Origin of the sequence: Streptomyces sp. NPDC050423 (assembly GCF_040655445.1) — a bacterium.
Classification (GTDB): domain Bacteria; phylum Actinomycetota; class Actinomycetes; order Streptomycetales; family Streptomycetaceae; genus Streptomyces.
The window spans coordinates 35,744-58,803 of sequence record NZ_JBFAJY010000021.1; the positions used below are offsets into that span (position 1 = coordinate 35,744).

The 23,060-nt window shown below is 72.5% G+C and carries 16 protein-coding genes and 1 tRNA gene; 2 read left to right on the top strand and 15 right to left on the bottom strand.

The features are described 5' to 3' along the window. Positions 1-387 precede the first annotated feature (387 nt). The 3 genes from AB0I52_RS17495 to AB0I52_RS17505 all read right to left on the bottom strand — a co-directional run bounded on the left by AB0I52_RS17495 (position 388) and on the right by AB0I52_RS17505 (position 5,226). A complete protein-coding gene (locus AB0I52_RS17495) occupies positions 388-1,029 on the bottom strand; it encodes a helix-turn-helix domain-containing protein (protein WP_363073451.1) in 642 nt (213 codons plus the stop codon). A gap of 337 nt (positions 1,030-1,366) precedes the next feature. Further along, positions 1,367-3,385, bottom strand: a complete 2,019-nt coding sequence (locus AB0I52_RS17500; RefSeq protein ID WP_363073453.1) for a hypothetical protein — start codon at positions 3,383-3,385, stop codon at positions 1,367-1,369. A 194-nt stretch (positions 3,386-3,579) separates the two neighbouring features. Then, positions 3,580-5,226, bottom strand: a complete 1,647-nt coding sequence (locus AB0I52_RS17505) for a WxL domain-containing protein (RefSeq protein WP_363073455.1) — start codon at positions 5,224-5,226, stop codon at positions 3,580-3,582. 251 nt (positions 5,227-5,477) lie between these two features. Between AB0I52_RS17505 and AB0I52_RS17510 the strand changes: the two genes are divergently transcribed. Continuing rightward, positions 5,478-6,029 (top strand): hypothetical protein, encoded by a 552-nt coding sequence (locus AB0I52_RS17510; RefSeq protein ID WP_363073457.1) that lies wholly within the window; start codon positions 5,478-5,480, stop codon positions 6,027-6,029. Between the two features lie 118 nt (positions 6,030-6,147). Here the strand turns inward: AB0I52_RS17510 and AB0I52_RS17515 are convergent, their stop codons facing one another. The 4 genes from AB0I52_RS17515 to AB0I52_RS17530 form a co-directional block, all read right to left on the bottom strand. Then, positions 6,148-7,929 (bottom strand): DEAD/DEAH box helicase, encoded by a 1,782-nt coding sequence (locus tag AB0I52_RS17515; RefSeq protein ID WP_363073459.1) that lies wholly within the window; start codon positions 7,927-7,929, stop codon positions 6,148-6,150. Positions 7,930-8,080: 151 nt separating this feature from the next. Then, on the bottom strand, positions 8,081-8,470 hold the full coding sequence (locus AB0I52_RS17520; protein ID WP_363073461.1) for a Fic family protein: 390 nt from the start codon (positions 8,468-8,470) through the stop codon (positions 8,081-8,083). Beyond that, complete coding sequence (locus AB0I52_RS17525; RefSeq protein ID WP_073738190.1) at positions 8,467-8,667, bottom strand: ribbon-helix-helix protein, CopG family; 201 nt, start codon at positions 8,665-8,667, stop codon at positions 8,467-8,469. Before AB0I52_RS17525 ends, AB0I52_RS17520 begins: the two co-directional genes overlap by 4 nt. Before the next feature lie 40 nt (positions 8,668-8,707). Further along, the gene (locus tag AB0I52_RS17530) at positions 8,708-10,186 is read right to left on the bottom strand and encodes an MFS transporter (RefSeq protein ID WP_363073463.1); all 1,479 of its coding nucleotides are present in this window, start codon (positions 10,184-10,186) and stop codon (positions 8,708-8,710) included. Positions 10,187-10,368: 182 nt separating this feature from the next. Between AB0I52_RS17530 and AB0I52_RS17535 the strand changes: the two genes are divergently transcribed. Next, a tRNA-Cys gene (locus AB0I52_RS17535) sits at positions 10,369-10,440 on the top strand. A 64-nt stretch (positions 10,441-10,504) separates the two neighbouring features. On the opposite strand, the gene AB0I52_RS17540 is transcribed toward AB0I52_RS17535, so the two are convergent. The 8 genes from AB0I52_RS17540 to AB0I52_RS17575 all read right to left on the bottom strand — a co-directional run bounded on the left by AB0I52_RS17540 (position 10,505) and on the right by AB0I52_RS17575 (position 23,059). After that, positions 10,505-11,944, bottom strand: a complete 1,440-nt coding sequence (locus AB0I52_RS17540) for an amino acid permease (protein WP_363073465.1) — start codon at positions 11,942-11,944, stop codon at positions 10,505-10,507. 115 nt (positions 11,945-12,059) lie between these two features. Then, positions 12,060-12,893, bottom strand: coding sequence for a M55 family metallopeptidase (locus AB0I52_RS17545; RefSeq protein ID WP_363073467.1), 834 nt, complete (start codon positions 12,891-12,893; stop codon positions 12,060-12,062). Beyond that, positions 12,890-14,269, bottom strand: a complete 1,380-nt coding sequence (locus AB0I52_RS17550) for a diaminopimelate decarboxylase (protein WP_363073469.1) — start codon at positions 14,267-14,269, stop codon at positions 12,890-12,892. Before AB0I52_RS17550 ends, AB0I52_RS17545 begins: the two co-directional genes overlap by 4 nt. A gap of 183 nt (positions 14,270-14,452) precedes the next feature. Further along, complete coding sequence (locus tag AB0I52_RS17555) at positions 14,453-16,099, bottom strand: helix-turn-helix domain-containing protein (RefSeq protein WP_363073471.1); 1,647 nt, start codon at positions 16,097-16,099, stop codon at positions 14,453-14,455. A gap of 64 nt (positions 16,100-16,163) precedes the next feature. Next, entirely contained in the window at positions 16,164-18,509 is a 2,346-nt protein-coding gene (locus tag AB0I52_RS17560) for a molybdopterin cofactor-binding domain-containing protein (RefSeq protein ID WP_363073473.1), read from the bottom strand. Next, complete coding sequence (locus tag AB0I52_RS17565) at positions 18,506-20,173, bottom strand: 2Fe-2S iron-sulfur cluster-binding protein (protein ID WP_363073475.1); 1,668 nt, start codon at positions 20,171-20,173, stop codon at positions 18,506-18,508. Before AB0I52_RS17565 ends, AB0I52_RS17560 begins: the two co-directional genes overlap by 4 nt. Next, positions 20,170-21,066, bottom strand: coding sequence for an FAD binding domain-containing protein (locus tag AB0I52_RS17570; RefSeq protein ID WP_073738181.1), 897 nt, complete (start codon positions 21,064-21,066; stop codon positions 20,170-20,172). The genes AB0I52_RS17565 and AB0I52_RS17570 overlap by 4 nt, the downstream gene beginning before the upstream one ends. Before the next feature lie 349 nt (positions 21,067-21,415). Beyond that, a complete protein-coding gene (locus AB0I52_RS17575) occupies positions 21,416-23,059 on the bottom strand; it encodes a beta-N-acetylhexosaminidase (protein ID WP_363073477.1) in 1,644 nt (547 codons plus the stop codon). Position 23,060 lies beyond the last annotated feature (1 nt).

Below are 23,060 nucleotides of genomic sequence, written 5' to 3' on the forward strand. Positions count from 1 at the left end.
GGTGGGCGGGGGGCGGTGCCCCTCCGGGGCGTCTCCTCAAAAATGGCGTGTTCACCCGGGTCCGAGAGGGACCCGGGCCGTACGCCATTTCCTGCGGGGACTCCCCTGCACGTCCCCACCCCTGCATCACACGCGTCTGCACACCGGCCCGATGACTGCCGCAGACGCGGGACGGCCGGGTCCGGGGCCGTGCAGGGGAGTCCCCGCAGGACGACGAACAGATACCCGGGTCCGTTTGCGTACCCGCCGCACGTTCGTCGTCCGAGGAGACGCCCCGGAGGGGCACCGGACCCCCACCCACGGGTAACGCGCACCCTGCGGGGGCACCCGCACACACCAAGCCCGTCCGGCGATTGAGGACGGAACCCCGAGCCCAGGGAACCCGCGCTAACGCAGCGCGTCCGCGACCTCGCGGGCCGCGTCCACGACCCGGGGGCCGACCCGTTCCGGGACCGCGTCCGCGAGCATCACCACGCCCACGCTTCCCTCGACCCCCGTCACCCCCATCAGCGCGGCCGCCGCGCCGCTCGCCCCGGCTTCGAGCTCGCCGTGGGTGAGGGTGAACGCGGTCTCGCCCACCGGCTGCTGCCGTGCGGCGAGGATCGCCCTGCCCGCCGCACCCCGGTCGAGCGGGTGGCGGAAGCCGGCCCGGTACGCCACGTGGTAGTCCGTCCAGGTCGGTTCGACGACCGCGACCGCCAGCGCGTCCGTGCCGTCGACGAGCGTGAGGTGGGCCGTGGCACCGATGTCCTCGGCCAGGGAGCGCAGCGCGGGCAGCGCGGCCTCCCGGACGAGGGGATGCACCTGACGGCCCAGGCGCAGCACGCCCAGGCCGACTCTGGCCCGGCCGCCCAAGTCACGCCGGATCAGGGTGTGTTGTTCCAGGGTCGCGAGCAGACGGTAGACCACTGTGCGGTTGACGCCGAGTTTGTTGGACAACTCGGTGACCGTCAGTCCGTGGTCGGTGTCGGCAAGCAGCTTGAGGACACGCAGTCCTCGGTCGAGCGTCTGCGAGGTCTCCGCGGTCACGACGCCCTCTCCTCTTTGGTGAGCGGCAGCGGCTGATTCCCACGGATTGTGCGTCACCGGTCCCAGCGGCGACGCACGGAGAGGCCGCCGGCCTGGCCAAGGCACCGGCTGCGCTCCGCGGCGGCGTTGCCACGGGGCGTTCACATTTTTGGGACAGTAGCGAGCCAGTCCGCTCAGCGGAAGACCTCGTCCAGAATCCGGGCGCTCCCGGAAAAGCGTTTGTGCCGGACGAGCATAAGTGCCGGTCAGCGGGGCGTCGGCCGAATGGCGCACATCTACGCGCGTCCATGTCGGCCGACTCCCTCGCGACGCTCCGTACACCGGAGGTGAACCAGCGTTAACTCACGGTGAACAATTGCTGGACGGTTTTTCCGTTCACCAGTACTTCGCAGGCCCGGATCGACTTCGTCGCGGGGTCCCGGACGGTGAAGTTGAGGGCGAAGGTGCTGTCGAGTCCGATGATCCGGGTGACGTAGGAGTCGGCGGTCTGCTTCCCGTCCGCGGTGCGTCCGGTCACGGAGACCGTGGCGACGGGCGCGAAGCCGCGGCCCGTCACCTGGACCACCGTGCCGACCGGCCCTTCGGGCGGCGAGAGCGCGAAGGACGCCCCGGCCGGGACCGTGCCGTCCTGGACGGTGAAGGCGGCTGTCTCGGTGCGCGGGTTGACGAGGACCTCCCGGACCCGGATCGCGACGGTGTCGGCCGCGTTGACGGTGAAGGTCTGCGAGAACGCCCCGTCGAGGCCGACCACCTTGGTCCGCACCGAATCGGAGGTCTGTGAGCCGTCCGCCCGCAGCCCGACGATCGACACGGTCGCCACCTTCGCGAAGCCCTGTCCGAGAACGGTGACCGCGGTGCCCTTCGGCCCGGCCGCCGGGGTGAGGACGACGAAGGTCGGGGAGACCGTCAGCTGGGTGAGCGCCTCCGAGCCGCCCGCGGTGACGCGGAGCGCGTACACGTCGCGCGGGGTGGATCCGGCGACGGTGACCGTACCCGTGAGGGTGCCGTCGGCGGTGATCTTGAGGGTGGAGCCGCTGACGCGGGCCGCGTCGCAGCCGCTGCCGTCGGCTGCGCACAGCGCGGCGGCCGGGGTGACGCCGGACGGCCAGCCGTCACCGGAGACGCCGATGGCCCCGCCCGGTTTGACCTTGGCCGTGCCCGCCGAGAGTGTCGCGGTGGTCTCGGTCACGGTGAACGGCGCGGTCAGTACGGTCGCCGGGTCATTGCCCTCGTCGACCTGGATCGCGGCGATCGCCGGGTCCGAGACGGTGAGCTCGACGCTGAACTTCCCGTCGGACCCGCTCTTCACGTAGACAGCGGTGTCGTCGAGGGTCGCCCCGCTCGCGTCGAGGGCGACGGTGTTGATCCACCGGTCCTGGAGGTAGTTGCTCCCGGTGACGGTGATGACGCCGCCGACCGGCCCGCTGCCGCGGGACAGCGCGATCGCACGCGGCCCGTCGGGGACGAAGGCCCGGACGGTGAGGGGCGCGGTCGCCTCCTTGGTACCGTCGCCGACCTTCAGGAGGTACGAGCCGTCCGGCACGGCGCCCGCCTCGGCGAGCACAGCGTTGCCGGTCAGCTGGCCGGAGGCGTCGATCACGAGGGTGGAGGCGGCGAACTTGGCGGGGTCGCAGCCGCCGCCGTCCGCCGAGCAGAGCGACGGTACGGGACTTGCGGACGGTGTCCACCGGCTGCCCGCCAGGGTCACCGCGGTGGACGGCCGCACCGGGGTGGTGGGGGCGATCAGCGTGGGCGGCTGCCCGGCGCTGCCCTCCGCGGTGACGGTGCCGATGGACCCGCCGCCGGCGGTCACGACGCACGGTGTCTCGTAGTTGGAGCCGAGGACCTTCGTACGGGTCAGATTGCGCAGCGGGGTGAAGGAGATCGGCCCGCTCGCGTCGGCCGGGATGAGGAAGTCCCCTTCGTACGGCGGGATCTCGATCGGCTTCCCGGACGGGACGTCCAGGGAGACCTGGGGTCCGGTGACGGTCACCGTGCCGGTGGCGCCGCCGGACATCGCGAGGTCGAGGCTCGGGGTGGTGGGTACGTCGCTGAGGCTGAGCCCGCTGGTGGCGGGGGACGGGCCGAGCGTCACCTTCGCGTGGACCTTGCCGCCCGGGTCGACGACGTCGGGCGTGAGCTCGACGTTCATCTCCTGCGGCCCGGTCGCCTCGCCCTGGCCGGCCGGCAGGGTGCAGTGGACGGTCGGGGTGACCGTACCGGCGTGTGCGAGAGGTGCCAGGGCGGCGGATCCGCCGGTCCAGACGAGCAGGGTCGTGGCGCCGAGGGCGACGGCGCGGCGTAATGCCGAGCCGCCCGGCCTTCTCGGGACGGCGGGTCTGCGATGCGCGAACATACTGCTCCTCCAAAGGAAGCGGAATGCGAATGATCCGAATACGAGTGATCCGAACGCGGGTGATCCGAATGTGGACGGCCCGAACTCGGAAGGTCCGAACGCGGAAGGTCCGAACGCGGAATGGGAAACGCCCGTCCGCTCCATTGCCGTATGGAGCAGACGGGCGTCCGGACGGGCTTACCCCAGCGACCCCGTTACAGCAGGGTCAGGGTCAGAGTGGCGCTGTAATCTCCGGGCCGGGTGAATTCGGGAACCGTGAGCGTGAGACCGGCATCGGCGTCGAACCGGCCACCGGTGAACGGACGTGATCCGTCCGGATCCATCCGGCACAGGCTCGCCGCCCCGCTCCCGAGCGCGGCGGGCGATCCGGCGACCGGCGCCCCCGTGCTCCCGGACTGCGCGGTGCAGGCCGGTGTCCACCGCACGGCGTCGGCCGCGATGGTGTTCCCGTCGGCGCTCCTGAAGCCGGTGAGGGTGGCGGTCAGCGACCATCCGCTGTTGACGCCGCGGGCGTCCTCCACCTCGACCCGGTTGAGCCTGGCCTTCTGCACACCGGTGTCCGTGCCGAGCACCGTGGTGCCGAAGTCGACGGTGTCACCGGCCTGGGTCATGGACAGCGTCCCGGCCCTGACCTCGGTGGTCAGCCGCTGTTCGCTCTCGCCGCCGCCCCCGCCGCCACCCTCGGTGGTGACGGTGAACGGCGCCGTGCGTACGGTCGCCGGGTCGTTGCCCTCGTCGGCCTGGACGGCGACGACCGCATCGGAGATGACGGTGAACTCGACGGCGAAGGTGCCGTCCGGACCGCTCTTGACGTAGACCGCGCTGTCGTCGAGCCCGCTGCCCGCGGCGTCGAGGCCGATGATGTTGATCCAGCGGTCCGGGTTGTAGTTCCGCCCGCTGACGGTGACCACGCTGCCGACCGGCCCGCTGTCCGCGGACAGCGCTATCTCCCGGTTGCCGGCGGCGACGGCCTTGACGGTGAGGGGTGCGGTCGCCTCCTTCGTGCCGTCGTTGACCTTCACCTCGTAACTGCCGTCGGGCACCGCCCCGGCCTCGCCGAGGGTCGCGGTGCCGGTGAGCGTGCCGTAGGAGTCGATCCTCAGGGTGTGCGAGGCGAACTTCAGCGGATCGCAGCCGCCACCGCCCACCGCGCAGAGCGACGGTACGGGGGCGGCGTCCGGCGTCCACTGCGAACCGCGCAGCTTGACCGCGGTGTTCGGGCGCACCGGATCGGCGGGAGCGGTCAGGGTGGCGGGCTCGGAAGCGGAACCCTCCGCCGTGACGGTGCCGACGCTGCCCACGTCGCCGACGACGTCGCACGGTGTCTCGAAGACCGAACCGAGCACCTTGGTCTGGGTCAGGGTGCGGACCGGAGCAAGTGAGATCTCACCGGAGGCGTCCGCCGGAACCAGGAAGTCGCCCTCGTACGCGGGGATCTCGATCGGTTCCCCGGCCGGGACGTCCATGGTGAACTCGGCGCCCCGCACGGTGACGGTACCGGTGGCCCCGCCGGACATCGCGAGGTCGAGGCTGGGGATGGTCGGCACGTCCTCCAGGGCGATGGCGCTGGTGGCGGGGGACGCCCCGAGCGTCACCTCGGCGTGCACCTTGCCGCCCGGGGCGACGACCGCGGGCGACAGCACGACGGTCATCTCCTGCGGCCCGGTCGCCTCTCCCTGGCCCGCGGGCAGGGTGCAGTGGACGGTCGGGGCGACCGTGCCGGCCGCGGCCGCCGCGGCGTGGTATGGCGGGAGCGGCGCGGCGGCCCCGACACAGCCCAGCGACAGTACGAAGCAGGCTGCGAGCAGACCGGTCACCCCGGGTCTTCGACGTCGGATCACCTGACACCCTTTCATGGCCCATTGATTGCGCATATTGAGGAGGTCACGCGCAGAGAAGTCAAGAGAGACCGAATTGATCCTTTCGGAAATGCCCGAAAAGCATTTCAGCACGCGTTTCCTGCACATCTGTTGACATCTTCGAAGATCACCGTTTCACTGCACCCGACATGCCGGGCCCGGCACGCAGATCCGCAGGCTGGTGCAGCTACAGCGAATCTGCGGAATTCAAACCGGAAGGAGTTCCACCCGTCATGTCGATCTCTTCAGGCCACACCCCGAGCCGAAGACGCCTGCCGCTGGTGCTGGGCGCGGCGTGTTCCGTCGGCGCACTGCTCGCGCTGTCGTCCCCGACGGCCTCGGCCGTCACCCCGCTCACCGCGACGGCGAGCTACGACTGCGGCTCCTGGGGCAAGGGTCTCGCCACCCTGACCGCCGCCGACTCGGGCACGAGCAAGACCATCAAGATCACCTCCACGGCGATCACCATGCCGACCGGCACGAGCGCCGACCCGAACAGCATCACCACGACGCTGACCCTGGCCAAGACCTCGGGCGGCGTCACCAGTCAGGTCCAGTTCTCCGCGAAGACCAACCCCGGTCTGAGCGGCGGCAACCCCATCACCCTCGGCCCGCTGAAGCTCAGCTCCGGCACCCTCGCGGCCGGGGACAGCACCGACTCCGTGGTGCTGCCCACTCCCCCGACCACCTCCAACTGGTCGCTGCGGATCGTGGCCTCGTCCCCGACGTCGGCCACCGTGCCGTGCGTGGCGACGACCGCACAGTCCGCCGCGTTCCTCTGGTAGCGGCGGCCCCCTCATGACACCGGCCTCAGCCCCATGAAGCCGGCCCGCTCATGACACCGGCCCGGGGCGAGGACTGCTGTCCTGTACCCCGGGCCGGTGCCCGCGTGCTCCGGTGGGCTCACGTCATACGGGTGGCCCACTCCTGGACCTTCTTGATCCGCTGCTCGATCTGCCCGGCCGTGGCCTCCGCGCTCGGCGGCCCGCCGCACACCCGCCGCAGCTCGGTGTGGATGACCCCGTGCGGCTTGCCGCTCTGGTGCGTGTAGGCCGACACCATGGTGTTCAGCTGCTTGCGCAGCCCCAGCAGCTGCTTGTGCGTGACCACCGGCCGGTCCTCGGCCGGCTTCTCCAGCAGATCGGCCTCGGAGGCCGGCTTCTGGCGGCTGTGCGCGATCTGCCGGGTCTGCCGCTTCTGGAGCAGCAGCTGCACCTGGTCGGGTTCGAGCAGCCCCGGGATCCCGAGGTAGTCCTGCTCCTCCTCGCTGCCCGGGTGCGCCTGCATGCCGAACTCGGCACCGTCGTACAGCACCCGGTCGAAGACCGCGTCGGATTCGAGGGCCTCGAAGGGCAGCTGCTCCTCGGTCTCCTCGTCCTCCAGCTTCTCCGCGTCGGCGAGGAGCTTGTCCTCCTCGGCGAACGGGTTCTCCTCGTCACCGCCCTTCTTGGGCTTGTCGAGGACGTGGTCCCGTTCGACCTCCATCTCGTTGGCGAAGTCGAGGAGCATCGGGATCGTCGGCACGAAGACCGAGGCGGTCTCGCCGCGCCTGCGCGAGCGCACGAAGCGGCCGACGGCCTGGGCGAAGAAGAGCGGCGTCGAGATGGTGGTGGCGTACACACCGACCGCGAGGCGCGGCACGTCGACGCCCTCCGACACCATGCGGACGGCGACCATCCAGCGCGATCCGTCGTCGGTGAACTGGTCGATCCTCTTCGACGCGGCCTTCTCGTCGGAGAGGACGACGGTGGCCTTCTCGCCGGTGACCCTCTTGAGGATCTTGGCGTACTCGCGGGCGGACTCCTGGTCGGTCGCGATGACCAGACCGCCCGCGTCGGGAATGCCCTTGCGGACCTCGGTCAGCCGCTTGTCGGCGGCGCTGAGCACATTGGGGATCCAGTCGCCGGTGGGCGCCAGCGCGGTGCGCCAGGCCTGCCCGATGGCGTCCTTGGTCATCGGCTCGCCGAGCCGGGCGGCGATCTCGTCACCGGCCTTGGTGCGCCAGCGCATGTTGCCGCTGTAGCTGAGGAAGATCACCGGGCGGACGACGCCGTCGGCGAGCGCGTTGCCGTAGCCGTAGGTGTAGTCGGCCGAGGAGCGCCGGATCCCGTCGTTGCCCTCCTCGTACACGACGAAGGGGATCGGGTTGGTGTCGGAGCGGAACGGCGTACCGGTGAGCGAGAGCCGGCGGGTCGCCGGGTCGAACGCCTCCTGGCACGCCTCGCCCCAGGACTTCGAGTCACCGGCGTGGTGGATCTCGTCGAGGATCACCAGGGTCTTGCGCTGCTCGCACCGGTTGCGGTGCAGCATCGGGCGGACCCCGACACCCGCGTACGTGACCGCGACCCCGTGGTAGTCCTTGCTCACGGGGCCGGCGCTGTAGTCCGGGTCGAGCTTGATCCCTATCCGGGCGGCGGCCTCCGCCCACTGCTTCTTGAGGTGCTCGGTCGGCGCGACGACGGTGATCTGCTGCACGACGTGGTGGTGCAGCAGCCATGACGCGAGGGTCAGCGCGAAGGTGGTCTTGCCGGCGCCGGGGGTCGCGACCGCGAGGAAGTCGCGCGGCTGCTCCTGGATGTACCTCTCCATGGCGCCCTGCTGCCAGGCTCGCAGCTTCCCGGCCGTACCCCAGGGGGCGCGGCCGGGAAAGGCGGGTGAGAGGTGGTGGGAGGCGGTAGTAGTCACGGTCTCCGGTTCGGGTCTCTCGGGTACGTGGGGCGCTGTCCGCACGGGCCGGGACGGGCACCCACGCGATACGACAACCGGGCCACCCTACCGGGGGGCGGGGTGCGATCCGCCCTGGACTCCGCCACCCCGGGGCGAATTGCGACGGCTCTCACACGTGGTCGGCGACCAGGTCGCGCAGCCCCTGGGAGATGACCTTCACCTCGTCCGCCTCCCCCGTGGCAACGGCGATGACCAGGCGTTCCGCCGCGTCGATGTCCGGGCGGAGATCGACCCCGTTCATCGCGAGGAAGGTCACACAGGACAGCCAGGCGGTGCGTTTGTTGCCGTCGAAGAGCGGACGGTTGATCGCCAGGGACTGGAGCAGCGCGGCCGCCTTGTCCACGACGTCCGGATACGCCTCCTCGCCGAACATGGCCGCGGACGGCCGATGGGCCGCCGATTCGAGGAGCCCGGCGTCGCGGACCACGATCTGCATGTCAGGGCAGGCGTGTTCGGCGATGACGAGGATGTCTTCGGAGGACAGGTAGATACAGCTCACTTGAGCCGCTCCATGAGCTCGCCCCACTTGGCCGCCTGCTCCTTCGCCGTCTTGCGGACGATGGCCTGCTGGGCGGTCCTGGCCAGGTAGTCGTCCACGGCCTGGAGCAATATGGCGTGCATACTCGTCCCCTCCTGCTCGGCACGCTGCTTGAGGGCTTCGGTCTGGTCGTCACGAAGACGCAGGTTCATGGCCATACCAGAACGGTACCACCACGTGGGGCCAGACTGGTACCACTCACGGCTCCCGCACCCGCGTCGCCACCCACGCCCCCACCAGCGCGACCCCCGCCATCGGCAGGAACACCACCGCGAACGCCCCCGGATGCGAGCCGGACGCCCCCGCCTCGACGGCCTCGTGCACGGCCCCCACCGCTCCCCCGCCGAGCGCGCCGAACGCCGCGCCGCCCGCGGCCAGGAGCAGGGCGTTGGAGAGCCCGTCGGAGATCTGCAGGGCCGCGGAGTTCGCCCCCGCCTCCTGCGGCGCGGACAGCTTCAGCAGCAGCACGCTCGTCGACGCGATCACCGCGCCCATGCCGAGGCAGCCGACCGCCCAGGCCGCGGCGACCGTCCAGACCGGCACCCCGTCGATCAGCACGGTGGGCGCGGCCGCGATCGCCAGGGCGACCAGCACCATGCCGCCCACCATCAGCCGCTCGCGGTGCGGCTCCAGGCGCGGCCGGGACTGCAGGAACGAACCCAGCGCCCAGGTCGCGCCGCCGGCCGCGAGCGACAGCCCGGCCATCGTCGGGGACAGGCCGCGCTGGGTGACCAGCATCAGGGGCACGAACGACTCGGCGGCGATGAACGACCCGGCCGCCACCCCGCGCAGCAGCACCACCGAGGGCAGTCCGCGCGCCGCGCGGCCGGTGCCCGGGGGCAGCAGTCCGCGGACCGCGGGGACGAGCAGGGCGATCCCGGCGGCGGCCGGCAGCAGCGAGAACCAGTTCCGCTCCTGCCCGGCGTACTGGAGCAGCCCCGCACCCAGCGAGATGGCCAGCGCGAGCACGATGCGCCGGCGGTCGAACGGCTCGACGGGCGCCGCCGGATCGGCGGACCCGGACGCCATCCGCCGGATCGCGGGGAGCGCGAGCGCCAGCGGGAAGACCACCAGGACCGGAATGCCGACGAAGACCCAGCGCCAGCCCAGGTGCTCGGTCACGCTTCCGGAGGCCAGCGGCCCGACGACGGACGGGATCACCCAGCTCGCCGCGAACCCGGCCATGATCGCCGGCCGCAGCCGCTCCGGGTAGGCCCGGCTGACCACCACGTACAGCGCGACGATCACCAGCCCGCCGCCGAGTCCCTGCACGGCCCGCCCCGCGATGAACATCCACATGGTGCCCGCGGTCCCGGACAGCAGCAGGCCCACCCCGAAGGCGGTGATCCCGGCGGCGAGCGGCCCCAGCGGACCGCGCCGGTCGGCCCACTGGCCGGAGAGCACCATGGCGAAGAGGCTGGTGGTGAAGTACGCCGAGAACGCGAACGCGTACAGCGGGATGCCGTGCAGCTCGCGGGCGGCGACCGGCATCGCGGTCCCCACCGCGGTCGCCTCGAAGGCGATCAGGAACACGACGGAGACGATGCCGATGCTGAGCGCCCGATAGGTCCGCCCGAGCACCCCTTCCGGTACCGCGGCGACGACGGTCTCATGCAGGTCATCGGTGTCATCGGTGCGGGCCGAGACCTCGGCGTCACGCGGTTCCAGGGCGGTCATGAACCCTAGAGTAAGGGGCAAAACCCACCATGGCCCCTGTCCCGGGTCGGTCCGGTTCTGGTTCCTTGGTCGTAGGACCGGACGGCCGGGCGTGAACGGCGTGTGGCAGTCGCGTTGCGGGGCCGTCCGCACTCTTGGCGCCGGGACCCCCGGAGCATACGGTCGGGAACAGAACAACGCACGGCCGTGTGCCCGAGAGGCTTAGGGGCTCGACTGCAACTCGAGTTACACCGGTTCGATTCCGGTCACGGCCTCGGTGGAGACGCAGACCGCCCGCCCCTCATCCGTGAGGGGCGGGCGGTCTGCGTTCGGCGGGGGTCAGCGGGTGGACACCGAGTCCGGCTCGGGGGCGCCCTCGACCGCGGTCACGGCCGGCGCCGGACGGCTGCCGCGCGCCTTGCGCACCGCGTAAGCGACGAGAACGACGGCCAGACTGCCGACGCTGGTGAGCAGTTGGGTGCGCTGGTCGGCGATGACGGCCATGGCCACCAGCACCGCGGCGAAGCCGGCCATCACCACCCAGGTGAGATACGGGAAGAGCCACATGCGCAGGGTCAGCCGCTCGGGCTCCTCGCGCTCCAGCCGGCGGCGCATGCGCAGCTGGGACACGCCGATCATGAGGTACATGAAGATGGCGATCGCGCCCGAGGAGTTCACCAGGTAGGTGAAGACGGTGTCCGGGGACAGGTAGGCCAGCAGCACCGAGAACCAGCCGACCGCGGTCCCGGCGAGGATCGCGCGGACCGGGACCTGGCGCTTGTTCGTCGTCACCAGCCAGGTGGGGGCGTCGCCGTGGGTGGCCAGCGCCCGGAGCATCCGCGAGGAGACGTAGACCGAGGAGTTGAGCACGCTCAGCACGGCCGTCAGGATCACGACGTCCATCACGACACCCGCGCCCGGCAGCCCGATGATGTTCCAGGCCGCGACGTACGGACTGGTCAGGACCTTGGCGCTGTCCCACGGCACGATGGTGACCACCAGGACGATGGAGCCGACGTAGAAGAGGATGATCCGCCAGATGATCCCGGTGGTGGCACGGGCCACCGAGCGCTCGGGCTCCTTGCTCTCGGCGGCGGCGATGGTGACGATCTCGGCTCCGCCGAACGCGAAGATGACCACGACGATCGCGGAGAAGATCGCGGTGAAGCCGTTCGGTGTGAAGCCGCCGTGCGCGGTCAGGTTGGAGAAGTCGAAGGACGAGCCGGGCCAGCCTCCGAAGACGTAGAGGCCGCCGACGATCAGGAAGGCCACGATCGCGGCGACCTTGACGGAGGAGAACCAGAACTCGAACTCGCCGAACGACTTCACGGAGAGCAGGTTGGTCGCGGTCATCACGACCATCAGGCCCATGGCCAGCACCCAGAGCGGCAGCCCGATCCACGCGTGCAGGATCGCCGCTCCCGCGACGGCCTCCACGGCCACGATGATGACGTAGTAGTACCAGTACAGCCAGCCGATGGTGAAGCCCGCCCACGGCCCGATGGCGGTGCGGGCGTAGTCGGCGAAGGAGCCCGCGGACGGCTTCGCCACGACCATCTCGCCGAGCATCCGCATGGTGCACAGCACCAGCGCGCCGGCCAGGCAGTAGGACACGATCGCGGCGGGCCCGGCGGTCTTGATCACCGAGCCGCTGCCGACGAACAGTCCGGCGCCGATCGCGCCGCCGATCGCGATCATCGACATGTGGCGGTTGCGCAGGGAGCGGCTGAGTTCCGGTTGCGGGCTCTGCGGCTCTCTCTGCGGTGCGGATGAAGTCATGGCAGCTCCAGTCGTGGGCAACGTCGTACGGGGGCGCGGGACACCCCTCGGGGCAGGGGCGCGCCGTCGAAGCGGCGCGGCCGGGCGGCCTGTTCCGGGCCCGGCCGCGGTGTTCTCAGGTCCAGTCGCCCTCGCGACCGCCGCCGATCACCCAGCTGAGCGCCCGGAAGCGGCGCAGCGCCGTGACGGCGTCGGGGGTCTCCATGCGGATGGTCCGGGGGCCGGACAGTTCGACCCCGGACAGTGCGCCCGCACGGTCCGCGAGGTGCGGGCTGTCCACGTCGACCTCCACCACGTGCGGTGCGGGGCGCGGGGTGGGACGGGGCGGGGGCGCCGAGAGGGCCGCCGCGGCCTCGCGGCGGATGTCGGCCGCCGTGACGGCGGGGGTGCGGCAGACGGCCGAGTGCCGGGAGATCGCCTTCTTCACGGTGACGGTCCGGCAGCCGGGCGCGTACCCGGCGGCTTCGCGGCAGGTCACGTCGTCACCGGTGACCAGGACGACGGGGACGCCCGCCTCGGCGGCGACAAGGGCGTTGAAGTGCCCCTCGCCGGCCGGCTCGCCGTCGATGCGGACACCGAGGATGCTGTGCGAGAGATAGGTGTGCGCGAGGACACCCTGTTCGCCGGCACCGGTGTGGTAGCCGACGAACGCCACCGCGTCGATGCCCTCCTCCAGTCCTTCCATCATGCCGAGCGGCTTGTGGCGGCCGACGATCAGGACCGCACGCGGGTCGAGTTCCTCGATGAGCACGTTGTCCATGCCGCAGTGGGCGTCATTGACGACGATCTCTTCCGCGCCCGCGTCGGCGAACCCGGCGACCGCGGCGTTGACGTCCCGGGTGAGCAGCCGGCGGAAGCGTTCGTAGCGCGGTGTCCCCGCTGCGACGTCCGCCGGGGAGACGGTGCCCGTCGCCCCTTCCATGTCGGCGGATATGAGAACACGCTTCACCCCGCCACCTCCTTGTTCGTTCCTTGCTCCGGACCGTCCGCGCACAGCGCCACGAGGGCGTCCGCGTGGGAGAGGCCGCTCTCTTCGACGACTTCGCGCACGCTCTGGGCCTCACGGACCAGGGCGAGACGGACCTTCCCGGCGAAATCCATGCGATATCCGTACACAGCCGGTCTGGGCAGGGAATTGTATGAGAAGTGCGAAGAGAAGTAATACGCCCCTGTGTCGTACAGCGCCACCACGTCCCCGGGGTCGACCGCCGGGAGTTCGCGGGCGGTCGCGGTCAGGTCCCCGGCGAAGCAGCACGGTCCCGCGATGTCCACGACCTGGAGCGGCCCCTCCTTGGGGCGGCCCGCGGCGTCGAACACGCCGACGCGCAGGGGCCATGCCTCGGGCATGAACACGGTGCGGGTGGCCACCTGGGCTCCGGCGTGGGTGACCGCGATCCGCCGGCCGCCGGCGGACTTGGTGTACTCGACGACCGAGCCGATGGTGCCGCTCTTCGCCAGCAGCGAGCGGCCGAACTCGGTGACGAGGGTGTAGCGGCCGTCGAAGAGCCCGGGGGCAGCGGCGCGCAGTTCGGCCACGTAGTCGGTGTAGGTGGGGCGGTCGTCCTCGCTGTCGAAGTTGACGGGCAGGCCGCCACCGATGTCCAGGCCGGTGATCCGGGCGTGCCCCAGCTGTTCGTTGATCCGCTCCGCGAGCTCGTACGCGGCACCGACCCCCTGGGCGATCAGCGGCAGCGGGCAGCCCTGGGAGCCGACGTGCGCGTGCAGGCGGTTGAGCCAGGGCCGCCGGGCGAAGGCGTCGATCACCGCGTCGACAGCTCCCGGGTCGCGCAGCGCGACACCGAATTTGGACGTCGCGGTCGCGGTGCTCATCGCCCCGATGGCGCCGGCACCGACCTGGGGATTCACCCGCAGGCCGATGGGTCCGGCCGGCTCGCGTCCGGCCAGCAGCCGGTCGACGCGCGCCAGCTCCTGGAAGTTGTCCAGGTTGATCGCGATGCCGTGCTCCAGCGCGAACTCCAGCTCCTCGACCGTCTTCGCGGGGCTGTCGAAGACCAGCCGGTCCGGGCTGAAGCCGGCGGCGAGGGCCTGTTCCAGCTCGCCCGGCGAGGCCACTTCGCAGCCCATGCCGGCCTCGGCGAGCAGCCGCAGTACCGGCACCAGTCCGCAGGCCTTGGCCGCGAAGGTGTGGTGGACCGTGGCCGGCCCCTCGAACGCCTCGTTCAGCGCGTCCACCGCGGCCAGCACCCCGTCGACGTCGAGCAGGCCGACCAGGGGCGAGCCGGGGCCGAGCAGCCCCTCCTCGACGGCACGGGCGAGCGCCGCCTCTCGGGCGCGCTTGCGCTGGGGGGCCGGACCGGATGTCACCTGAACCACACTCCTACGTGATGGACCGCTCGTGCGCCGCGCTCAACAGGCCGCGGGCCGTTGTGCCCAGCTTCGGTGCGCGGAGCCCGGCATGTCTTCGTCGTTCACGACCAGGACCGGCCGGATCGCCTGTCCGGCCCAACAACTTAATGATCATGAAATACGTCATCGGGCCCGGCGTCCTCAGCCGTCGCGGCGGCCCAGCCGCAGCCCGACGTCCGCCAGGAGCCGCACGGCCGGGTCGGCCAGGTCCACGCCGAACAGCTCCCGGGCCCGGCGCAGCCGGTACCTCAGGGTGTTGGGGTGCACGTTGAGGCGACGCGCGGCGGCGGCCGTGTCGCCGAAGGCGTCGAGGTACCCGGCGACCGATTCGCCGTACCGCGCGCCGTGCGCCCGGTCGTGCTCCAGCATCGCGTGCACCGGCCCCGACAGCGTCTCCCACAGCGGCTCCACCCGGTCGAGCAGTCGCAGCACCGCGGCCTCGGCCGCCACCTCCGCGTACGAGGCCACTTCCGAACCGGCCCCGGCCGCGGGCAGCCGCGCGGCCCGCTCCGCCAGCACCCGTACCACCAGCTCCGCCGCCTCACGGGAGGCGGGCAGGTGCGCCAGGTCCGTCACCACGGGCCCGGCACCGGCGAAGACCACGCCACGGGGTACCGAACGGGCCGTCGCCAGCAGTGTGCGGGCGGGGTCCGTCTCGCCGTCCGCGGCCGGCACCAGGGTGTACAGCCGCTGTCCCGACCGTGCGGTCACACACCCCGGGCGGTAGGCGGCGGCCTGCAGCGCGAGGACGTCGAGCACCCGTTGCACGACGTCCCCGGGCGCGGGCTCCCGGCCTTCGTACACCTCCGCCACCATCACGGCGTACGGCCGGCCCCGTACGATCCCGACGTCGTGCGCCGCCTGGGTGCTGCCCGCCAGGAGCGCGTGCACCGCCCCCTCGCGCGCCCGGGTGGCGGCCCGGCCCCACGTCCGGTGGTGCGACAGATGCGGGACCGCCGCGCGGCCCGCCGTCCGCAGCGCCGCCACCGCGTCCTCGGCCAGCGGACGCCCGTCGGCGGCGGCCCAGATCGAGCCGAGCACTTCGGATCCGTGCCGCACCGCGACGGCCAGCCGTTCGGCGTACCGGTCGTCGGCGGGGCGCCGCACTACGTCGTCGGTGTTCCACAGGGTCTGGAAGAAGCCGCTCTCCCGCAGTTCGACGACCCGCCAGCGCGGTACCTCCTGGCCGAGGATGGTGAGGCGGCGCATCGGATCGGGCTCGTGGTCCATGCGCGAGTACGCCAGCACCCGCGACTGCGGGTCCTCGATCGTGATCGCGCCGCCGACCAGGTCCGCCACGGTGTTGGCCAGGCCCGACAGATCTCCCAGCCGCAGCCCGTCGACACCGCCCGCGCCCCCGGCCCCGTCCGCGACGCTGTGCACCAACGCGGTCCGCAGCCCGCCGAGCACCTCGGTCCAGCCCTGTCCGGGCCGCCGGGTCAGCAACGCCGTACGCCCCCGCTCCGCCGCCTCCAGCAGCGCCGCCCCCGGCCCCCGGACGCCGCGCCGCATCACCACGGCCACCGCGCCGGCCCGGTCCGCGGCGCGCAGCACGTCGACCGCCTCGGACGAGGCGACTTCCACACCGACGGCGAGCAGCACCAGCCCGGTGGCCGCCCAGACCTCCTCGTCCCGCTCCTCGCCCGGGTCGTGCAGCACCACGTCGGACACGGGTACGCCGGTGCCGCGGGGTGCCACGACCACGTCGAGCGTCCCGGCGGCGATCAGCGCGAGGAGCTGCGCGAGCGTGGGGCCGGGTTCGGGGCGGTCCGTCGCGGAGAGGTGCATCGGCCCATACTCGCCGCACGTCCCCGCGGCCCGCCATGTCCCCCGTCACGCACGGGGGACCGGATCAGGACCTGGCTGCCGCGACCGCTGCCTGGGGCCGGATCGGGAGCCGGTTGATGGGGCGGCCGGTGGCCGCGCGGACCGCGGCGGCCACGGCGGCCGGGGACGTCACCACGGGGGCCGCGGAAGCCGGCTTGGCGCCGAAGGGGGCCACAACGTCGCGTTCCTCGACGAGTCGGACGATGCGGATGTCCGGCGCGTCGAGGGAGGTCGGCAGGGCGTAACCGGTCAGGTCGGGGTGGCGGATCAGACCGCGTGCGGTGCGGAGGTTCTCCGTCAGGGCGGTGCCGATGCCCTGGGTGACACCCGCCTCGATCCGGGTCGCCAGCTGGGACGGGTTGAGGACCCGGCCGACGTCCTGGGCGACGGCCATCTCCACGACACGGACCGAGCCGAGCTCGATGTCGACGTCCACCACCGCGCGGATCGCACAGAACGCGAGGCCCACGAAGGCGTCGCCCTGCCCGGACTCGTCGAGCGGCTCGGTGGGGTGCGGGCGGCACTGGGCGGTGGCCCAGAGCTCCTTGCCGTCCATCGCCTCGGTGACGGTCGTGGACAGCACCCCGTCGTACGAGGTGATCTTGCCGTCGGCGATCTGGAGCAGCTCGGTGGACATGCCGAACTTGTGGGCCAGCGGCTGGAGCAGCTGGGTGCGGACCATCTTCGCGGCGCGTTCGACCGCTCCGGCGGAGACCCAGGTGTGACGGCCGTGCGTGGCCGGGCCCGCCGGGGGCTGGTCGGTGTCGACGGAGGCCACGTGGACCTCCTCGATGCCCAGGGTCTCCTGGACGACCTGGCGGGCCAGCGTCGAGAAGCCCTGGCCCGTCTCGACCGCGGCGCAGATGACGGTGGCGACCCCGTCGTGGACCCGGACCGTGGCCGTGGAGACCTCGTCGGCGCCCTCGGCGCCGAGCATGTGGACCATGCCGAGCGCGTATCCGACCCCGCGCCGCACCGCGCCGGGCTCGCCCGCGCCCTCCGGGCCGCCGGGCAGCAGCCAGTCGTCCTCCGGGGAGTCCTTGGGGAGCGAGGGGAGCGGGAAGTCCCGTACCGAACCCAGGAGTTCGGCGACGGGGGCGGGGCAGGTCACGGTCTGTCCGGTGGGCAGGATGTCGCCGGTGGACAGGACGTTGCGCAGCCGCAGCTCGGCCGGGTCGATGGAGAGCTTGGCGGCCAGCTTGTCCATCTGGCCCTCGTACGCGGCACAGACCTGCATCGCGCCCTCGCCCCGGACGTGGCCGGACGGCGGGTTGTTCGTACGGACGGCCCAGCCCTCGATGAAGGCGTGCGGGACGACGTAGGGCCCGCAGGCGAACGCGACGGCGGCGGCCAGCGACTCGGACGAGGCGTCGGCGTACGCGCCCGCGTCGAGGAGGATCTGCGCCTCGACCTTCACCAGCCGGCCCTCGGCGTCCGCGTGGTGGCGGTAGCGGAGCAGGGTCGGGTGGCGGTGCGCGTGGCCGAGGAAGGACTCCTCGCGGGTGGCGGCCAGTTTGACCGGGCAGCCGGTGCGCAGGGCGAGCAGGCCCAGTGGGAGCTGGAATCCGGGGTCTTCGCGGTCGCCGGTCGCGCCGGGGACTCCGGTGACGACGACCTTCACCCGGTCCGGCTCCAGGCCGAAGCAGGCGGCGGCGAGGTCGCGGTCGGCGTGCGGGTCGGTGGAGGCGGTGTAGATCTCGACGCCGCCGTCGGGGCGGGGCACGGCGAGCCCGGCCTCGGCACCGATCGGCGCCGGGTCCTGGCGGCCGATGCGGTACAGGCCCTCGACGATGACCTCGCCAACGACCTCCGGGTCGCCGTAGCGCAGCGGGATGTGGCGGATCAGGTTGCCGTCGGGGTGCAGCGGTTCGGCGGCGAAGGCCTTCTCCGGGTCGGTGACCGGTTCCAGCACCTCGTACTCGACGGCGATGGCGGCGGCGGCCAGCCGGGCCGTGTCGGGGTGGTCGGCGGCGACCGCGGCGATCGGCTCGCCGTGGTGGCGGACCAGTTCGGAGGCGAAGACGGGGCGGTCCACGACGCGGCGTCCGTACGCGCCCTCGCCGGGGACGTCCTCGTGGGTGACGACCGCGCGTACGCCCGGCATCTCGACCGCGGCCGAGGTGTCGATCGACAGGATGCGGGCATGAGGGTGCGGAGAGCGGAGCACGGCCGCCCAGAGCAGTCCCTCGGCCCACAGGTCGGCGGCGTAGGGGAAGGTGCCCTCGGTCTTGGCGCGGGCGTCGGCCGGCGGCAGCGAGGCGCCCAGGCCGAGCAGCGGCTGCTCGGTTCCGGGCCCGTCGGGGCCGTCCAGTGAAGGAATGCTGATCGCCGTGTGGGTCGCGCCGGCCGCGGTGGCTGCGTCGTTGCTCACGCCATGCCTCCGTCCTGCAGATGGGCCTGCACACTACCCGCGCCGGGGGCCGCCTGGTGCGGGATGCGGGCCTCGTCCTGTTCAGCGGATTCCGTCGCGGGTGCCGAGGCCGCCTCGGAGGCGGCCTCGCGGCCCGCGATGACCTCGTTCACGGCGTCGAGCACGCCTCGGTAGCCGGAACAGCGGCAGAGGTTGCCGCAGAGCGCCTGGCGGGTCTCCAGCTCGCTGGGAGCGTGGTTGCCCTCCAGCAGGTCGTGGACGGTCATCGCCATTCCGGGGATGCAGAAGCCGCACTGCACGGCGCCGCAGTCGGCCAGCGCCCGCTGTACGTCGGACGGCTCGCCGTCGACGGCCAGACCTTCGACGGTACGGACCTCGCTGCCCGCCGCGGTGGCCGCGGGGACCAGGCAGGAGGCGACGAGACGGCCGTCCACCTGGACGTTGCAGGCACCGCACTCACCCTGCGAGCAGCCGTCCTTGGCCCCGGCGAGGCCGAGGCGCTCGCGCAGCACGTAGAGCAGCGACTCGCCGATCCAGGCGTCGGTGACGGGGCGGTCGGCGCCGTTCACATGCAGCAGGTACGAGGCGGAGGGGTGTTCGCTGGGCAGGTCGAGCGGGGCGGCGGGGGCGGCGTCGGGGTCGAGGTCGGGGTCCGTGGCCTCGGCGTCTATGGCGTCGGGGTCTATGGCGTCGGCTTCCGTGGCCCCGGTTTCCGGTGCCGTCTCGACGTCCGTGACCTCGGCGTCCGGTGCCGTCCCGGTGTCAAGTGCCGCTTCGACGACCGGTTCGGCGACCGGTTCGACGGTGCCGGGGGGCTCCGTGCCGGGGGGCTCCGTGCCGGGGGGCGGCGCGTCCTGGAGGGCTGCCTCCGGCGGGACTTCGTGTCCGGTGTCGTGTCCGGCCCCGTGCGTGCCGGTGGTCGGCTCCGGGGGCGGAGCGTCGGCGTTCCCGGCTCCGTCCGCGGTGTCGTCCGGCGCGTCCGGTGTTGCGAGGTCCGTCCCCTGCGGCGGGGTGTCGTCCCCGGCCGCGGGCTCCGGCACCTGTGTCGCCCAGGGCGCGGGCGCGCCGCCGGGCAGGGTGGCCGGCGGGGGCCGGTCCGCGTACCAGCCGGCGGCCAGCGCGGAGGCCGAGAACTCGCCGGACTCCTCCGGGAGATCGCCGTCGGCGACCGGGATCTGCCACTGACCGGTGTGCCCAGCCGGCTCGGCGGACTCGGCGGACTCGGCGAAGTTCCACTGGCCGGTGTCGGCCCGGTTGTCGCGGTACCGGTCCGGATACTGCTCCCCGGGCGCCTGCGGCTGATGCGGGGCCTGCTGCTGGTGCGGGGGCTGCGGGTATCCGTACGGCGTCTGCTGCTGGTTCGGGTCCGGCCAGTGCACCGCCTCGGGAGCCGGCTGGTCCGCCGCCGTGCGGCGGTCCGGCACGTCCTGCTGGTCCGGTGTCCGGACGGCCCAGCTGCCGGTGGCTGCCGGGTCGGTTCCGGCGGCCGGGGTCAGCGGAAGGATCATCGGCGGCACGTAGCCCTGACCGGGCGCGGCCAGCGGGATGTTCGCCAGGTCCTCCGGCGGCAGGTGGACGAAGGCGGTCGCCTCGGCGTCGTACTCGCCGCTCTGGGGGGTCGGCTCCCATCCCCCGTGCTGTTCGGTGTGGTCCTCGTTGCTCACGACAGTGCCCTCCCCAGTGCGCGTCGGGCCAGCGCGGCGACGGTGCGCCGCAGGTGCAGTACGGCGGGGGACAGCGGTGGCGCCTCTCCCCCGTCGGCGGGCGGTGGCTCGTCCGGGATGCAGGCGGCGGCGACGTACTCGCCGAAGGCGGCCAGCGCGTCGGGCGCCAGGCCCCGTTCGCCGTCCCAGTCGATGAGTGAGGCGATCCAGCGTTCGGCCTCCAGCGGCCGCAGCGGCATCGGCGCGATGGCGCCGACCGCGCAGCGCACTCCGCGCCGGGCCGGGTCCAGGACGATCGCGACGGAGGCGGTGGCACGGCCGGGGCCGGTGCGTCCGGTCGCCTTGAGGAAGACCTGCGGGGCGTGCAGCAGCGGAACGCGGACGAACCCGATCAGTTCGGCGGGCTCCAGCATCTCGCGGCCTGCCAGCAGGTGCGAGACCGGGATCTCGCGGCGGGCGCCGCCGGGGCCCGCGATGACCAGCTCGGCCTCCAGCGCGGCGAGCACCGGCAGGGCGTCGCCGGTCGGGGCGGCGGTGGCGATGTTGCCGCCGAGCGTTCCGGCGTTGCGGATCTGGGGCGGGCCCGCGGCGCGCGCGGAGGCGGCCAGGGCCGGAATGAGGGCGGCGAAGTCGGGGCGCCCCATGCGGGCGTGGGTGAGTCCGGCGCCGAGCAGGGCGTGGCCGTCCTGGTAGTGCCAGCCCCGGAGTTCGCTGATCCGGCCGAGGCCGACCAGCCCGGAGGGGCGCAGGAGGCCCTTGTTGACAGCCGACATCAGGTCCGTGCCGCCTGCCACGGGGACGGCGGCCGGCATGGCGCCGAGTGCCGCGACGGCCTCGTCCAGCGAGGCCGGCAGCGTGACGGACTGCGTCGCCTGCGGTGCTTGCGTGGTCAACCCAGCTGCCCCTTCCCGGTGTCCCGGCTGTCCCGTCTGTTTCGCCGTACGGTACGTGCTCAAAGCCTGGACGTGGCAACTCTGGCACATCTTCGGACCGGCCCGACGCGAGGGTCCGCGAAGGGAGTATCCGTCCCCGGCCAGGGAGATGATCCCGATTCGCACCTCTTCGGCGTGGAGTGCGAATTGCCACTATTCAGCGAGCTTGTACGACTTGCTCCGTGCCGAGGGAGAGCCACGGCAGAGCCACGGGAGCGCGCGGGAGGACGGGCAGGAAGCGGTCCCGGAACAGCGCGAAGGGGGCGCTTCCCGCTGCCGCGGCAGCGGGAAGCGCCCCCTTCGCGCGGGCTCACACGCGCGGGGGCGCTCCCTCGATCGGGCGTCCCAGGATGCCGGGCCGCCGCTGCCAGGGCAGCGGACCGCCCGGCGGCCGGTAGTCGACGCCGAGCGCGTCAAGTCGCGCGTAGTGCGTGGCCATCCGCCGCTCGAAGCCGGCGAAGTCCCGGTCATCGGAGGCGGGCAGGGCCGACCAGGCGACCTCGGCGAAGGCGGCGAGGCGCGGGAAGACCTGGTAGTCGACGCGGGCCCGGTTCTGCATGACCTCGGTCCAGACGTTGGCCTGGGTGCCGAGGATGTGCCGGGACGCCTCCTCGGAGAGGCCCGGCGGAACGGGTTCGAACCGGTACACGTCCTCCAGGGTGCGGACGTAGCCGATCGGCATCGGCTCGTCGGGGCCGCCGTCCTGACGGTGGTCCAGATAGACCTGCTGCTCCGGGCACATCACGACGTCGTGCCCGGCCTCGGCGGCGGCGATGCCGCCCGCGTAGCCGCGCCACGAGGAGACGGCCGCCCCCTCGGCGAGCCCGCCCTCCAGGATCTCGTCCCAGCCGATGAGGCGGCGGCCCCGTGCGGTGAGCCAGCTGTCGAAGTGCCGGATGAACCAGGACTGCAGCTCGTCCTCGTCGGCCAGCCCGAGCTCCTTGATGCGCGCCTGGGCCGTCGGCGACTGCTTCCACTGGTCCTTGGGGCACTCGTCGCCGCCGACGTGGATGAACGGCGAGGTGGCGGCGGGGAAGAGTTCGAGGACCTCCTCGAAGACGCCCTCGAAGAAGCGCAGGGTGGTCTCGGTGGGGGCGAGTACGTTCGGGGCGACGCCCCAGTCGTCCCAGACGGAGAGGGCGGTGGTGTCGATGACGTCGGTGTTGCCGAGTTCCGGGTAGGCGGTGATGGTCGCCTGCGAGTGGCCCGGAATGTCGATCTCGGGGACGACACGGATGTGCCGGGCGGCGGCGTACGCCACGATCTCGCGGATGTCGTCCTGCGTGTAGAAACCCCCGTGCGGGGTGTCGTCCCAGAGTTCGGAGGCCCGGTGGCCGTGCTTCGTGCGCGAGCGCCAGGAGCCGGCCTCGGTCAGGCGCGGGTAGCGCTTGATCTCGATGCGCCAGCCCTGGTCGTCGGTGAGGTGGAAGTGGAAGACGTTCAGCTTGTGGGCGGCGAGGAGGTCGAGGTAGCGCAGGACGTCGGTCTTGGGCATGAAGTGCCGTGACACGTCGAGCATCATGCCGCGCCAGGGGAAGCGCGGGCGGTCCCGGACGGTGCAGCTCGGTACGGTCCAGACCCGGTCAGGGTTCACCGGCGCCTGCCGGTAGGCCTCCGGGCCGAGCAGCTGGCGCAGCGTCTGGATGCCCCGGTGCAGCCCGGCCGGGGCCGCGGCCCGCAGGGTGACGGCGTCGGCGTCCACGGCGAGCAGGTAGCCCTCGGGCCCCTGTTCGTCCGCTGCCCCGGGGTCGAGCCGCAGCCGGATCGCCCGCCCGGCCTCGCCCCGGCCCGGTGCGAGCGGCAGCCCGGTCGCGGCGCCCAGGGTGGCACGCAGCAGGCGCGCGACCCCCTCGGTGCCCGACGGCGCGTCGATCACGGTGTCCTGATCCAGAACGAAGCCGGCCGCATCGGTGAGGTATTCGGCGCTCAGGGGCGCCGGGATCAGATTGACCACG